Annotated in this window: 9 protein-coding genes and 1 pseudogene; 4 read left to right on the top strand and 6 right to left on the bottom strand. The window is 71.0% G+C overall.

Going from position 1 to position 13,569, the window contains the following annotated elements; genetic code table 11:
• A pseudogene (locus tag ACSNOB_RS08720) lies at positions 1–196 on the bottom strand (tyrosine-type recombinase/integrase); the annotation flags it as partial.
• A gap of 57 nt (positions 197–253) precedes the next feature.
• On the opposite strand from ACSNOB_RS08720, the gene ACSNOB_RS08715 reads away from it, so the two are divergent.
• Positions 254–844, top strand: coding sequence for an AAA family ATPase (locus ACSNOB_RS08715; RefSeq protein ID WP_436686064.1), 591 nt, complete (start codon positions 254–256; stop codon positions 842–844).
• Between the two features lie 6 nt (positions 845–850).
• Here ACSNOB_RS08715 and ACSNOB_RS08710 read toward each other — a convergent pair whose 3' ends face one another.
• Positions 851–1,732 (bottom strand): GNAT family N-acetyltransferase, encoded by an 882-nt coding sequence (locus ACSNOB_RS08710; protein ID WP_436686063.1) that lies wholly within the window; start codon positions 1,730–1,732, stop codon positions 851–853.
• A gap of 287 nt (positions 1,733–2,019) precedes the next feature.
• On the opposite strand from ACSNOB_RS08710, the gene ACSNOB_RS08705 reads away from it, so the two are divergent.
• Entirely contained in the window at positions 2,020–4,917 is a 2,898-nt protein-coding gene (locus ACSNOB_RS08705; protein WP_436686062.1) for a hypothetical protein, read from the top strand.
• A 66-nt stretch (positions 4,918–4,983) separates the two neighbouring features.
• Here ACSNOB_RS08705 and ACSNOB_RS08700 read toward each other — a convergent pair whose 3' ends face one another.
• The 4 genes from ACSNOB_RS08700 to ACSNOB_RS08685 all read right to left on the bottom strand — a co-directional run bounded on the left by ACSNOB_RS08700 (position 4,984) and on the right by ACSNOB_RS08685 (position 9,303).
• The gene (locus ACSNOB_RS08700; protein ID WP_436686061.1) at positions 4,984–6,003 is read right to left on the bottom strand and encodes a LacI family DNA-binding transcriptional regulator; all 1,020 of its coding nucleotides are present in this window, start codon (positions 6,001–6,003) and stop codon (positions 4,984–4,986) included.
• Between the two features lie 46 nt (positions 6,004–6,049).
• Positions 6,050–6,931, bottom strand: coding sequence for a carbohydrate ABC transporter permease (locus ACSNOB_RS08695; RefSeq protein WP_436686060.1), 882 nt, complete (start codon positions 6,929–6,931; stop codon positions 6,050–6,052).
• 34 nt (positions 6,932–6,965) lie between these two features.
• Positions 6,966–7,781, bottom strand: a complete 816-nt coding sequence (locus ACSNOB_RS08690) for a carbohydrate ABC transporter permease (RefSeq protein WP_436686059.1) — start codon at positions 7,779–7,781, stop codon at positions 6,966–6,968.
• Between the two features lie 148 nt (positions 7,782–7,929).
• Positions 7,930–9,303, bottom strand: a complete 1,374-nt coding sequence (locus ACSNOB_RS08685; RefSeq protein WP_436686058.1) for an ABC transporter substrate-binding protein — start codon at positions 9,301–9,303, stop codon at positions 7,930–7,932.
• A 206-nt stretch (positions 9,304–9,509) separates the two neighbouring features.
• Here ACSNOB_RS08685 and ACSNOB_RS08680 point away from each other — a divergent pair, with 206 nt between their 5' ends.
• Positions 9,510–11,930, top strand: coding sequence for a glycoside hydrolase family 2 protein (locus ACSNOB_RS08680; protein WP_436686057.1), 2,421 nt, complete (start codon positions 9,510–9,512; stop codon positions 11,928–11,930).
• Positions 11,927–13,567 (top strand): hypothetical protein, encoded by a 1,641-nt coding sequence (locus ACSNOB_RS08675; RefSeq protein ID WP_436686056.1) that lies wholly within the window; start codon positions 11,927–11,929, stop codon positions 13,565–13,567. The genes ACSNOB_RS08680 and ACSNOB_RS08675 overlap by 4 nt, the downstream gene beginning before the upstream one ends.
• Positions 13,568–13,569: the final 2 nt, after the last annotated feature.

The raw sequence follows: 13,569 nt of genomic DNA, 5'->3' as shown, positions 1-13,569 counted from the left end.
CCCGGGGTGTGTGGGCGGCGACGGGCAGCTCGTCGAGGGGGAGGGGAGGGGTGGTTTCCTCGGCCGCCAGCGCGGCGACGGTGCGCAGGTCCCGCCGGTACGCCTCCAGCGTGTGGGGGGAGGGCTTGCGGGTGGCGCGGGCGGTCAGGAACTCCTCGATCAGACGCTCTACCGATTCGTCCTTTTTGTCATGCATAAGGACTATTATGCATGAATTTCGTGTTCGCCGGCAACGGCGGGAGAGGGGGAGACCGTGCGACGGTACGTGCTGACCGGTGCGCCCGGGGCGGGGAAGACGACCCTGGCCCACGCGCTGCGCCGTCGCGGGTGGAGCGTCGTCGCGGAAGCCGCCACCGACGTCATCGCAGCGGAGCAGGCGCGCGGCGTCGCCGAACCCTGGCGCGGGCCGGGTTTCCTCGACGCCGTGGCGAGCCTGCAGCGGCGACGCCGGGAGGAGGCCCGCACGCCCGGCCCGCAGATCCACGACCGGGCTCCGCTGTGCACCCTGGCGCTCGCGCGGTACCTGGGCCGCCCGGTCGGGGCGGTGCTCGCCGCCGAGATCACGCGGGCGCTACGGACGGGCGCCTACCAGCGCCCGGCGTTCCTCGTCGAACCGCTGGGCTTCGTGCGGCGCACCGCCGTACGAAGCATCGGCTACGCGGAGTCGCTGGCGTTCGCCCGCGTACACGAAGAGGTCTACCGGGCGCACGGCCACCAGCTCATCGCCGTGCCGCCGGGCCCGGTGGAGCTGCGGGTCGCGCTGGTGCAGGCGCACCTGGAGCGGCTCGCCGACCTGCCGGCGGACCGGTGTGAGGGAGGGCCCGATCCGAGCTACTTGACATAATGTACATTATCGAATGTCGGGACTGGCCCTGCGGTGCATGTCCCGTCGCTCCGGCAACTGCTCGAGACCGGCCGACTGGTAGGTGGCGACCGCGCCGACGTTGGCGCTCGGGGTGCACACGACCACGCTGGACGAACCCAACTCCCGGAGTGCGCGCGCCGCGGCGAGCGTGATCGCTCGGCCGTAGCCGTGACCGCGGTGTGCCCGGTGCACCCCCATCGGCTCGATCAGCCCCAGCCTGCCGTCGCCCGCCGACCACACCGCCACGGCCGCCACCGCCTCGCCCCGCTCGTCGCGCACGACCAGGCACCGCGCGTCGACGTACGGCGCACCTGCCGCCATCGCGTGCCAGCGCTCGTCGGTGAACGTCGACCCGTCGAACGACGCCCGCACGACCGCGGCCCACTCGTGCGCCTGTTCCGGGCCGATCACGTCGACCCGAACGCCGGGATCCGGCACGGGCGCGCCGAGGTCACGCCGAAGCGGCGTCCACGCCTCGTCGCTGTGCCAGCCGGCCTCGGCCAACAGACCCTGCAGCAGCGCACCCGTCGGCGCCTCGACGTACGCCGTGCCTTCGGGCAGCACGCCACGCTCGGGTGCCGAGACGTCCTCGACCACCTGCCGCGCCAACTCCTCGTCCCGCAACGCCTGCGGCGCGAACCCGATCCGTAGCAACTGCGCGCCATCCAGCAGCCCGACCGCCAGAACCTCCCCAGCCCGGCTCCAGGTCCGCGTCGCCTGCGCTGTCCGCTGCGCGCCGAACCGCCAGAACCACCCCAGGTCCCCCGGATGCAGCTGCACGGGCCCCGCGGCGTGCTGCCATCGCCGCAACACCCGCACCACGTCACCGAGCCCGTCGACGCCGGGCCCACCCATCTCGACCGCCATCGGGCGATCACACACCACCCACCGGCCCCGCACACCCGAATTTCGCGCCGGCAGGCGGTGATCGGCGTCGGGTACCGCCTGAACGAGGCGCAACCGCCGTTCGACGAACGCCGCTGTAGCGCTTAAGTATTAAGCTCCGTCGAGCATTGACTTGGATCTTTTGTTTCGCGAATGTATCCCATCAAGGAGCACACTCCCCTACCCCACCATCAGCGCACGGCGGGTTTCTTCCGAAGCCCTCACGGGGCGCGCGTGCGCCAGACGATCACACCTGAAGGGGTTCATCAATGCTGCCTGTTTGGCGACGCCTCGAGGCGTTGACGGCGGCGGTCCTCGCCGTCTCCCTACTAGACGTGACGCCTGCGGTGGCCGAGCCGCTGCCGGCCGTCACGGCCGGCAACTACGCCTACGATCAGGCGCCCAACGCCGGCGCTGGCACCGATGCCGGCCAGACCGGGTTGCTGCCGTTCGGCACCGGCGCGCTCGCCGACACCCAGACCACCACGCGGGCCCAGTGGGTGGGCGACGGGGTGGCGAAGTACAAGCAGGTCTCGGTGGTGCTGGATCTGCTGCGTGACCACCCCCTAGAGCACCTGAGGCTGGTCAGCAACGCACCCAACGCGTACTACGGCATCAAGAGCATCGGCGTTCGCGCCCGCGCGGAGGGCGAGGCGGACTACACGTCGCTCGCCGCGCGGCCGTGGTACGGCACGGCCAGTCCACTGCCGGCGGGCACGGCGCTGAGCAACACGCTCGCGGTGCCGATGAACGGGCACACCGCCCGCTTCGTCGTCGTCACTATCACGCGTCTGCACGAATACCAGCACATGGTGCTGAATGAGATCGCCGTGCATCCCGCCGGCGACCCGCCCGGGGGCAACCCGGGCCCACCGCTGAGCGCGGAGCAACTGCGGGCCGAGTTGGCGAAGCCGACGAAGCAGGTCCCCCGCCCCGGCATGGTCGACGTCGGCAACTACTACTTCGGGGTCACGCCGGACGACGGCGTGCCGGACTCCGTCGGCGGCGTCGTGCCGTTCGGCTACGGGGAGCTGTTCAACCGGGACGTGACCCGCAACGTCGGCTGGCGCGGACGGGCCGACGCACCGAAGAGCGTCGCGCTGGTGTTCGACCTGCTGCGCGACCATCCGCTCGACCGGATAAGGATCGTCGGCAACGCGCCCAACCAGTTCTGGGGTTTCGACGAGATCACTGTGACGTACCGGCCGGAGAGCAGCGAGACCTACCGGGTGGCCAGCCGAGGGGTGCGGGCGCGCACCGAGTTGAGCTACACGCTCGAGGTGCCGATGTCCGATCAGGTCGCGCGGTTCGTGCGGATCGAGGTCAGCCGGGTGAACCAGTACCTGCACATCCCGCTGTCCGAGGTGGAGTTCGCGGTCGGCGACGGTCCCGTCGGGCAGGACCCCGCCCCGCCGTACGGGGCTGCCCAGTTGCAGCGGGAACTGGGCCGCCACACCCGGATGGTGGACCGGTTCGGGCAGTACCTCTACCAGGACTGGCCCGGCAAGGTGACCTCGGCGGGGCAACTGCGGCAGGAGCACCGGCAGGAGTGGAGCCGGCTGAAGGACGTGACCGCGGACCGAGCCGTGCACGACCGGTACGGCGGCGTGAAGTCCCTGCCCAAGCAGCCGGCGGAGGGGTACTTCCGGCTGCGCAAGGTCGACGGGCGCTGGTGGTTCGTCACGCCCGATGGTCACCTGTTCCTGCTCAAGGGCGTCGACTCGGTCTCGCACGACGAGTGGGGTTACGGCACCCTCTACCGGAACGCGGACGGCAGCGCGCGCGACGTCTTCGACGGCCTGCCGGACCCGCAGCTCTATCCGGACGCGTACGCCGTGACCGACCGCGGGCACACGGTCAGCTTCGTCAAGGCGAACCTGATGGCGAAGTACGGGGACGAGTGGCGGCAGGACTGGCGCGAGGTCACCGGCCGGCGGCTGCTGGACTGGGGCTTCAACGGTCTGAGCAAGTGGGCTCGCGACCCGGGGCTGCGCATGCCGTACATCTCCCAGGTGACGGCGCCGCCGGATGCCGTCCGGGTGTTGTGGGCGATCGACCCGTTCGACCCGCGGTTCGGGGCGAAGCTCGACCGCCACACCGACATCAGGGCACTCAGGCACGACCCGTGGCTGATCGGCTACTTCTTCGACAACGAGCGCGGCTGGAACACCGAGGTCGTCAAGGAGGTGCTGCGGCGCGACGGCAGCCTGCCGGCGAAGCGGGCTTTCGTCGACTACCTGGCCGGGGCGTACGGGCATGACCTGGCGCGGGTCAACGCGTTGCTCGGCACCGACGCCGGGTCCTTCGAGGCGCTGGTCGCCACGCCGATCGACGTGGCGCGGGTGCCGTCCGACGACGTGCGGGGGTACGTCCGGCTGGCGTCGCGCACCTACTACACGGCGGTTCGCGCGGCGATCGTCAAGCAGGACCCGAACCACCTGTTCCTCGGCTCGGCCCTGGTGCCGACCTGGCACAGCAGTCTGGACTGGAACGTGGGCGGTATCGACCAACTCGACGCCGTGTCGTTGGATGTCTACAGCGACAGTGCGGCCTACCTGGCCGAGTACGAGGCGTTGGACAAGCCGGTGCTCAACCTGGAGTACTCGTTCAACACCTCGGACAGGGGGCTGCGCGCCATCAACGCCTCGGTGCGGGCGGGGAGCGTCGCCGAGCGCGGCCACAAGTACCGTGCCTTCCTGCAGGCGCAGGCCAAGAGCCCGGTGTTCGTCGGGTCGGGGTGGTTCGTGTACTACGACCAGGCGGTCACCGGCCGGCCCGGCGACGGCGAGAGTTACAACTTCGGCTTGCTCAACCAGCAGGATCAGCCGTACGGCGAGATGACGGACATCATGCGGGACACCAACCTGACGCTGGAGCTGGTGCACTATCACGGCACCAGCGACCTGACCGCGCAGATGTTGGCCGGCAGCATCACCCGGCTCGACAGGGTGGATCGGGGCGAGACCCGGCTGTCTCTTCCGGCGGTGCCGCAGGCGTTCCGGCTGGGGATCGTCTCGTCCAGCCACCCGGGCATCGTCGGCATCGACGGATCGGTCACGCCGGCCAGCCGGCGTACCAGGGTGACGGTCGTGCTGGAGGTCACCCGTGCGCGCGACGGCAGCGCGGCCCGGACCCGGCCGATCACGGTCTGGGTGCCCGGCGCGTGACCGGGTGACTGCCGGGCAGCACGGCGAAGGGGCGGCACCGCGCGGTGCCGCCCCTTCGTTTGCCTCTCAGGTCCGCGGCGGCGGTCCGGTGCTGCCGCGCGAGGTGAGCCGGGCGGGCTCCACCTCGGTGTGGCGCAGTTCCTCGCCGTGGATGAGCGCGAGCAGCATGCGCGCGGCGATGGCGCCCAGCGCGGGCACGTCCCGGCGCACGGCGGTGAGGGCCGGCCGGACCACCTGGGCCAGTTGCGAGTCGTCCCAGGCGACCAGCGACAGGTCGTCCGGCACCTTCAGCGCCATCTCCTGTGCCACGGAGAGTCCGGCCACGGCCATGATGTCGTTGTCGTAGATGATCGCGGTGGGTCGCTGGGCGGAGCTGAGCAGCTTGCGGGTGGCCCAGGCGCCCTCCTCGCCGGTGTAGTCGGTGTGCACGGTGGTGCAGCCGGAGAGGTGGAGCCGGTTGCAGGCGTCGGCGAACGCCCGGTCCCGGACCTTGGTGTGCACCAGGTCGGGCAGCCCGGCGACCCGGCTGATCCGTCGGTGCCCGAGAGCGGCGAGGTACTCCACCGTCTCGTGCACGGGGGCGCTCTCGTCGGTGCGGACCGAGGCGAGCGCGCCGAGGTCGGGTGGGCCGCCGATGACGACGGCGGGCATGCCCAGCGATTCGAGCACGGGGATCCGGCGGTCCGGTTCGCGTATCTCGACGATGATGGCGCCGTCGATTCGGCTCTCGGCCCACCAGCGCCGGTAGACCTCGATCTCGGCGTCCTCGTCGTCGGCCATCTGCAGCATCAGCGCGCAGGATCGGGGCTTGAGTGCCCCCTCGACCCCGCTGAACAGCTCCATGAAGAACGGCTCGACGCCCAGTATGCTCGGCGGCCGGGTCAGCACGAGCCCGATGGCGCCGGCGCGGGCGCCGGTCAGCGCGCGGGCCGCCACGCTGGGGCGCCAGCCGAGTTCGTCGGCGACCTTCAGGATGCGGGTCCGGGTGGCTTCGGACACGCCGGGCCGCCCGTTGAGCGCGTACGACACCGCGCCCTGGGACACCCCCGCGCGGCGGGCGATGTCCGCTATGGTCGGCCTTCTCATCGGCGCTTCCTGCTCATCGGTTGATGTACCGGATATGTCACCTGGATCACCCTTTGAGTCCGGTGAAACTTATGCCACGAACCATATGCCGCTGGAACACCAGGAACAGCAGCACCGGGGGCACGATGGCGACCAGCATTCCGGCGATGACCTGATTCTGCTCGGCTGTCTCCGCCAGCCGGGGCAGGGCCACCGCCAGCGGCTGCGCCTCAGTGTCCGCGATGGCGATCATGGGCCAGAGGAAGTCCTTCCAGGCGTCCATGATGGCCAGCAGTGACACCACCGCCAGGATCGGCCGGGACATCGGCAACACGATTCGCCAGCACAACCGCCACGGGCCGGCGCCGTCGACCTGGGCCGCCTCGTACAGCTCGCGCGGTAGGCCGTCGAAGAACTGCTTCATGATCAGCACGTTGAAGGCGTGCGCGCCGGCCGGCAGCCACACCGCCCACGGCGTGTTCACCAACGACAGGTCCAGCACGGTCATGTAGAGGGCGACCAGCGAGACCGTGCCCGGCACGAACAGCGTCGCGAGGATCCCCGCGTACACGATCCGGCCGTAGCGTGGCCGCAGTACCGACAGGGCGAACGCTCCGGTCGTGGCGACGACGAGCTGCACCGCCCACGAACCGCCGACCAGCACCACGGTGTTGAGCAGGTAGTGTCCGACGCGCAGCTCGGTCCAGGCGGTGGTCAGGTTCTCCCATTGCACCTGTGACGGCCACAGGCGCAGCGGTTCGACCAGCAGGTCCTGTGTCGGCGACAGGGCCGCCTTGGCGGTCCACAGGATCGGCCCGAGGCCGACCACCAGCGTCGCCGCCAGCAGCAGACCCTGCACCAGCCGCAGCGGCCAGCGCACCGCCGGGCGGCGCCGGTCGTTGGTCGAGACGATCCCCCGGCCGCCCTCGTGCTCGTCAACCCTGCTCATGGCGTCGCCTCCCTGAGCTGACCGATTCGCTCGCTCATGACTCAGCCCACCTCCTGGTCAGCCGCAGATAGATCGCCGACAGCACGCCGAGCAGGACGGCCAGCAGCACCCCGAGCGCCGCGGCCGCGCCGTAGTCGCCGTAGATGAAGGCGTACCGGTAGATCAGCAGGAGCACCGACACGGTCGAGTCCTCCGGCCCGCCGTCGGTGAGCACGAACGGCTCGGTGAACACGCGGAACGTGCCGATGATCTGCAACAGCAGCATCACCAGCAGCACGCCGCGCAGGTGCGGCAGCGTCACGTGCCACACCCGGCGCAGGATCGAGGCGCCGTCGAGCTCGGCGGCCTCGTAGAGTTCCGTCGGCACGGAGGCCAGGGCGGCCAGGTAGATCAGCACCGTGGAGCCGGCGCTCGCCCAGGTTGCCTCGAGCACCAGGCTGGGCATGGCGGTGGTGGTGTCCTGCAGCCACGGGTACGGGCCCAGCCCCACCGTGCCGAGCAGTTCGTTGAACAGACCGAAGTCCGAGTCGTAGAACCACTTCCACATCAGCACGGCGACCACCGGCGGCATCACCACGGGCAGGTAGACCAGGACACGGAACAGCCCACCGAAGCGGCGCACTTCCGACATCACCACCGCCAGCAGCACCGGCAGCGGGAAGCCCATGATCAGCGCCAGCACCACGAACCAGGTGGTGTTGCGCAGTGTGATCCACAGCAGTGGGTCGTCGAACAGTTTCGTGAAGTTGTCCAGTCCGACCCACTCGGCGGGGTCGACCAGGTTGGTCTGCTGGAAGCTCAGCAGCAGGCTGCGGGCGATCGGCCACCAGGCGAAGAGGCCGAACACCACCAGCGTGGGCGTCAGGAACGCCCACCCGGACCAGCCGGCGCCGCGGCGCCGGCCCGGTCGTGCGGCCCTTGACGGGCGCGGCGGGAGAGTCGCCGGTGCCGGCGACCCTTCCGCCGTGTGCGTCTGGTGTGTCTGCGCGGTCATCGGTTCACTGCTGTGCGCGCTCCAGCGCCGGCGCGACCTTCGCCTGCGCCTTACGCAGTTCGTCGTTCGGGTCGGCGTTCTGCCGGGTGAGCACCGCCTGCAGGGCGGTGTCGAGCGCGGCATAGAGCTCCTGGCCGGCCACCGGTGGCTCGGTGACGAACTCCTGGTTGGCGACGCCGGACTCGTAGGGCGCGAAGTTGGCCACGGGGACGTTGGCGTGCTTGCGCTCGGCCGTCAGGACGGGGCCCGCGATGGCCGGGCCGTAGAGCGAGACGTACGGGAAGCCGACCGGGACGTTGTCCTTGGCCTTGGCGGCGGCGACCTGCTCGGCGAACGCGGTGTCGTAGCGCGGCCGGAGGTGGTAGAAGTCGATCCACTTGACCGCTGCTTCCCGTTCGGCCTTGGTCGCCTTGGGGTTGACCACGGCCACCTTGCCGCCGAGCAGGGTGGCCGCCGTGCCACCGCTGGGCAGCGCGCCCATGCCGAACGCCTCGGCCGTGCCGCCGAACTGCGTCGCGAATTCGGTGTACGAGCTGGGCGTGGCGATCATCATGCCGACCTTGCCGGCGGCGAAGTCCTTGGCGATCTCGGCGGCGTTGCGCAGGTGCTGCGTGCCGATGGCGTTGTCCTGCCAGCGCATCGCCCGCAGCAGCTCCAGCACGGAGCGGGCCTGCGCGGTCTCGAGCGTGGCGACGTGCTTGCCGCCGCTGTCCTGTTCGAGGCGGCCGCCCCAGGTGTAGGTCATGGCGGTGAAGATCCAGCCGCCGGTGTTGTTGGTGGCCGGCATGGCGAATCCGGGTACGCCGGTGGCGCTGGAGATCGCCTTCGCGGCGGTGCGCACCTCGTCCCAGGTGCTCGGCGGCCGTTGCGGGTCGAGGCCGGCCTTGCGGAACAGTTGGCGGTTGTAGACCAGGCCCAGCGCGAACTGGCTCGTCGGCAGGCCGTAGACGTGGCCGTCCTGGCCGGTGGCCGGAGCCAGCGCCCGCTTGTCGAAGGCCGACGCGTTGGGCAGGGCCTGCGCCTCGGTGGTGATGTCGGCGATCTGGCCGCGCTTGATCAGGCCGGCCGGCTCGGTCAGCGGTACCTGCAGGACCGTCTCGAGTTGGCCGCCGGCGAGCCGGGCGGCGAACGTCTTCGCCTCCCATTTCGACTCGCTGGGTTCGATGTCGATGCCCGGGTTGGCCGATTCGAACTCGGCCACCCGGTCGAGGAAGTCCTGGCGCACGTTCTGCTGGGTGGTCGGCGGCATGTCACCGACGGTGATCTTTATCTTGCCTCCGGTCTCGCCGGAGTCGTTCGACGAGCATCCTGCGGCGGTGGCGAGCACGAGCGTCATGCTCACGCAACCGGCGAGGAGACCCGGGAGTTGCTTGCGCATCGGGGGCTCCGTTCGGGGCAGGTGGTCCTTCACGTGAGCGTCACTATCGATTAACACATTCGGCATGTCAAGGGTCAAGGTGAAGCGCCTAAGTAGGCTTCACGTCGCTTAAACGCCGTCTCGACAAGGGCGTTGACACCCGCGAAACGCGTCCTTAAGCTTCGGGACTTATTCGCTTAAGTTGCTCCGTCAGGTAGGGAGATCCGGTGAGCGCGTACCATCCGCTGCACGAGGGCTGGACCGTCACGGCAACGTCGTCGGGTCGTGACATCAGCGCCGTGCCGGCGTCCGTGCCCGGCTGCGTGCACACGGATCTGCTGGCCGCGGGCCTGATCGACGATCCCTACCGCGACGACAACGAGCGGCGGCTGGCCTGGATCGGGCACGAGACGTGGCGCTACGAGACGACCTTCGACTGGTCCGACGACGGATCGCAGCGCGTCGACCTGTGCTGCGAGGGGTTGGACACGGTCGCCACGGTGCGGCTCAACGGCGTCGAGGTCGGCACGAGCGCCAACATGCACCGCTCGTACCGCTTTCCGATCGGTTCGGTGCTGCGCGAAGGCGACAACACCCTGGCGATCACGTTCGACTCCGCGTACGCGTACGCCGAGGCCAACCGCGAACGGATGGGTGATCGGCCCGGACCGTACCCGCAGCCGTACCAGTTCATCCGCAAGATGGCCTGCAACTTCGGCTGGGACTGGGGACCGACGCTGGTGACGGCCGGCATCTGGCGCCCGATCGGGGTGCACTCGTGGAGCACCGCGCGGCTGGCGCAGGTACGCCCGATCATCACCTTCGACGGCGCCGACGCCGACGTGCGCGTGCACGTCACCGTGCAGCGGGCCGGCGAGGCGCCGCTGACCGTGACCGCCACGGTCGCGGACGTCTCCGGCGAGCTCACGCTTCCTCCCGGCGTCACCGAAGGGGTGCTGACCCTGCGGGTGACGCGGCCGGCCCGGTGGTGGCCGCGCGGCTACGGCGACCAACCGCTCTACCCGCTGACCGTCACCCTCGCGGACACCGGCGAGGTGTGGCGACGCGACGTCGGGTTCCGCTCGGTCGCGCTGGACACCTCGCCCGACGAGGACGGCGCCCGCTTCACGCTGCTGGTCAACGACGTGCCGGTGCTGGTCAAGGGCACCAACTGGATACCGGACGACTGCTTCCCGGCCCGGCTTACCCCGGACCGCATCGCCGAACGGCTCGACCAGGCGTGCGCCGCCAACATCAACCTGCTGCGGGTCTGGGGCGGCGGGTTGTACGAGAGCCGCGACTTCTACGAGGCCGCCGACCGACGCGGGCTGCTGGTGCTGCAGGACTTCCTGTTCGCCTGCGCCGCCTATCCCGAGGACGAGCCGCTGACCGGCGAGGTACGCGCCGAGGCGCGCGAGCAGGTGGCGCGGCTGACCCCCCATCCGAGCCTGGTCATGTGGCTGGGCAACAACGAGAACTTCCTCGGCCACGCCGACTGGGGTTGGCAGCAACCGCTGGGCGGGCGGACCTGGGGCGCCGGCTACTACCTGGACCTGTTGCCGACGGTCGTGTCCGAACTGGACGCGTCGCGGCCGTACTGGCCGGGCACGCCGTACTCGGGTGACCCGGCGATCCACCCCAACGATCCGACGCGCGGCACCGTGCACGTCTGGGACGTGTGGAACGAGATCGACTACACGGCGTACGCCCGGTGGCGGCCACGGTTCGTCGCCGAGTTCGGCTTCCAGGGCCCGGCGACCTTCTCGACGCTGCGCCGAGCCATCACCGGCCCGCTCGCCCCGGACTCCCCCGCGCTGCTGCACCATCAGAAGGCCGTCGACGGCGACGCGAAGCTGCGTCGCGGCCTGGGTGAACATCTGCCGGTCCCGGAGTCGTTCGACGACTGGCACTACCTCACCCAGCTCAACCAGGCCCGGGCGGTCACGTTCGGCATCGAGCACTTCCGGTCACTCGCGCCGTACTGCAGCGGCGCCATCGTCTGGCAGCTCAACGACTGCTGGCCGGTGATCTCCTGGGCGGCGATCGACGGGGACGGGCGCCGCAAGCCGCTGTGGTACGCGCTGCGCCGGGCCTTCGCCGACCGCCTGCTCACCATCCAGCCGCGCGACGGCGCGCTGGTGGTGTCCGCGCTCAACGACAGCGCCGAACCGTGGCAGGGGCAGCTGACGGTCAGCCGACTCAGCCTGACCGGCACACCCCTGGCGAAGGAGAGCGTCGACGTCACCGTCCCGGCGCGGGGCAACCTCGCGGTCGAGCTGCCGCACACCGTGTACACGCCCGCGCACGCCGCGGGCGAACTGCTGCTGGCCCAGCTCGGCGAGGCCCGGGCGGTGCGGATGTTCGCCGAGGACACCGACGCCGACTACCCGCCGGCCGAGTTCCACGCCACGGTCACCCCGGTGACCGGCGGCTACGACGTGACGGTCACCGCCCACACCATCGTGCGCGAGTTGGCGCTCTTCCCGGACCGGCTGGACCCGGACGCCACCGTCGACGACATGCTGACCACGCTGCTGCCCGGCGAGAGCGTGACCATCCGGGTCGGCAGCGACCGCCGGCTGGACGCCGCGGCACTCACCGCCTACCCGGTGCTGCGCTGCGTCAACGAGGAGCGGGCGCGCCGATGACCGCCGACCACCTGGCCGACCTGGACGCCCGCTACGACCCGCACGCTCGCATGCCGTGGTGCCACGCGAGCGGCCCCGGCTACCACACCCGCGTGCCCGAAGGCGCCCGCGCACACCAGACCCGGGAGGCCGCGGACTACGCGCTGGCCCTGCTGCGGCACGGCGCCACCGACCGGGTGGCCCGGGCCCACCAGGTGCTCGACGCGCTGCTCGACCTGCAGGTGACCGATCCGCTCGCCGATCACTACGGCATCTGGGGCTGGTTCCTGGAGGAGCCGCCGCAACAGATGCAGCCGGCCGACTGGAACTGGGCCGACTTCATCGGCGTCCGGCTGGCGCAGGTGCTCGCCGTACACGGTGGGCAGTTGCAACCGGCGCTGGCGGCGCGGGTACGCGCGGCGCTGCGGCACGCGGCGATGGCGATCTTCCGCCGCAACGTCGACGCCGGCTACACCAACATCGCCGTCATGGGCGCGGTCACCTGCGCCGCCGCCGGCGAGCTGCTCGACCTGCCACTGCTGCTCGAGTACGGTCGCGCCCGGCTGGCCGCCGTGCTGACGCTGCGGGAGCGGACCGGCGGGTTCACCGAGTACAACTCGCCCGCCTACCACCGCGTGGTAATCGAGGAACTAGAACGCGCCGCGCTGATCGTGGCCGACCGGGAGTGCCGCGACCTGGCCGAGCGGCTGCGAGCGCTCACCTGGGCGGCGCTGGCCGAGCGGTTCCACCCCGGCACCGGGCAGCTCGCCGGTCCGATGAGCCGCGCCTACCACGACTGGCTGCAGCCCGACCTGGTCGACTACCTCGCCGCGCGCACCGGCGCGGCCATCACCGCCCGCACCCGGCAGGCCGGCAGGCCAGCCACCGACCTGGTGCCGCCACTGCCGTGCCCGGCCGACGTCGCGCCGCGTTTCCACGCCCTGCCCGCAGCACCGACGCAGCTGCGCACCCGCTTCAACGAGCAGACCGGCGGCGTCACCTGGCTGACCGACGACGCCTGCCTCGGCTCGGCCGACGAGGAGTTCGCCTGGACCCAGCGCCGCCCCCTGCTCGGCTACTGGCGCACCAGCGAGGACCCCGCGGTGCTGCTGCGTGCCCGGATGCTGCTGGACGGGCACGACCTGAGCGCGGCCTGGTGCCGCCAGGCCCAGGACGGCCCGCGGGTGCTGTCGGCGTGGTGGCTCAGCTACGACTCCGGCGACTTCCACCCCGCACTGGACAAGCCCGCCGGCAGCATCTTCACCCTCAACGACCTGCGGTTGGCGATCTGTCTGCGCGGCCGGGGCGTCCACGGGGCCGACCTCGGCGGCGGCCGCTTCGTGCTGGCCGCCGGAGGGTGGAGCGCCGTCGTGCACACCGTCGCCGCCACCTTCCTCGGTGACGAGGTCACCTGGCAGGTCGACAACCGCGACGGCGAGGCCCGGGTCGAGGCGGTGCTGCACCGCGGCGAAGCCCGCCAGGTCGACTTGCACACCGCCACCCTGCACGCCGGCTTCGCGATCGAGCTGGTGCCCGCCGGCTCCACCCCCGCCCCCCACGAGTTGCTGCACGCGCGCGGCGAGGTCGAGCACCACTGGCGGTGGGGTGACCTCGCGGTGCGCGTGCCGGCGCTGCCCACCCCGTTTCCACGGAGTTGACC

The sequence above is a fragment of the Micromonospora sp. URMC 106 genome (assembly GCF_051386395.1).
GTDB lineage: Bacteria > Actinomycetota > Actinomycetes > Mycobacteriales > Micromonosporaceae > Micromonospora.
This window is presented reverse-complemented; position numbering and strand designations above follow the sequence as displayed.

What these genes read in the sequence shown, in the direction of transcription:
- ACSNOB_RS08710 (WP_436686063.1), bottom strand. Translation starts at nt 1,732, where the DNA reads ATGGCGGTCGAGATGGGTGGGCCCGGCGTCGACGGGCTCGGTGACGTG.
- ACSNOB_RS08705 (WP_436686062.1), top strand. Translation starts at nt 2,020, where the DNA reads ATGCTGCCTGTTTGGCGACGCCTCGAGGCGTTGACGGCGGCGGTCCTC.
- ACSNOB_RS08700 (WP_436686061.1), bottom strand. Translation starts at nt 6,003, where the DNA reads ATGAGAAGGCCGACCATAGCGGACATCGCCCGCCGCGCGGGGGTGTCC.
- ACSNOB_RS08695 (WP_436686060.1), bottom strand. Translation starts at nt 6,931, where the DNA reads ATGAGCAGGGTTGACGAGCACGAGGGCGGCCGGGGGATCGTCTCGACC.
- ACSNOB_RS08685 (WP_436686058.1), bottom strand. Translation starts at nt 9,303, where the DNA reads ATGCGCAAGCAACTCCCGGGTCTCCTCGCCGGTTGCGTGAGCATGACG.
- ACSNOB_RS08675 (WP_436686056.1), top strand. Translation starts at nt 11,927, where the DNA reads ATGACCGCCGACCACCTGGCCGACCTGGACGCCCGCTACGACCCGCAC.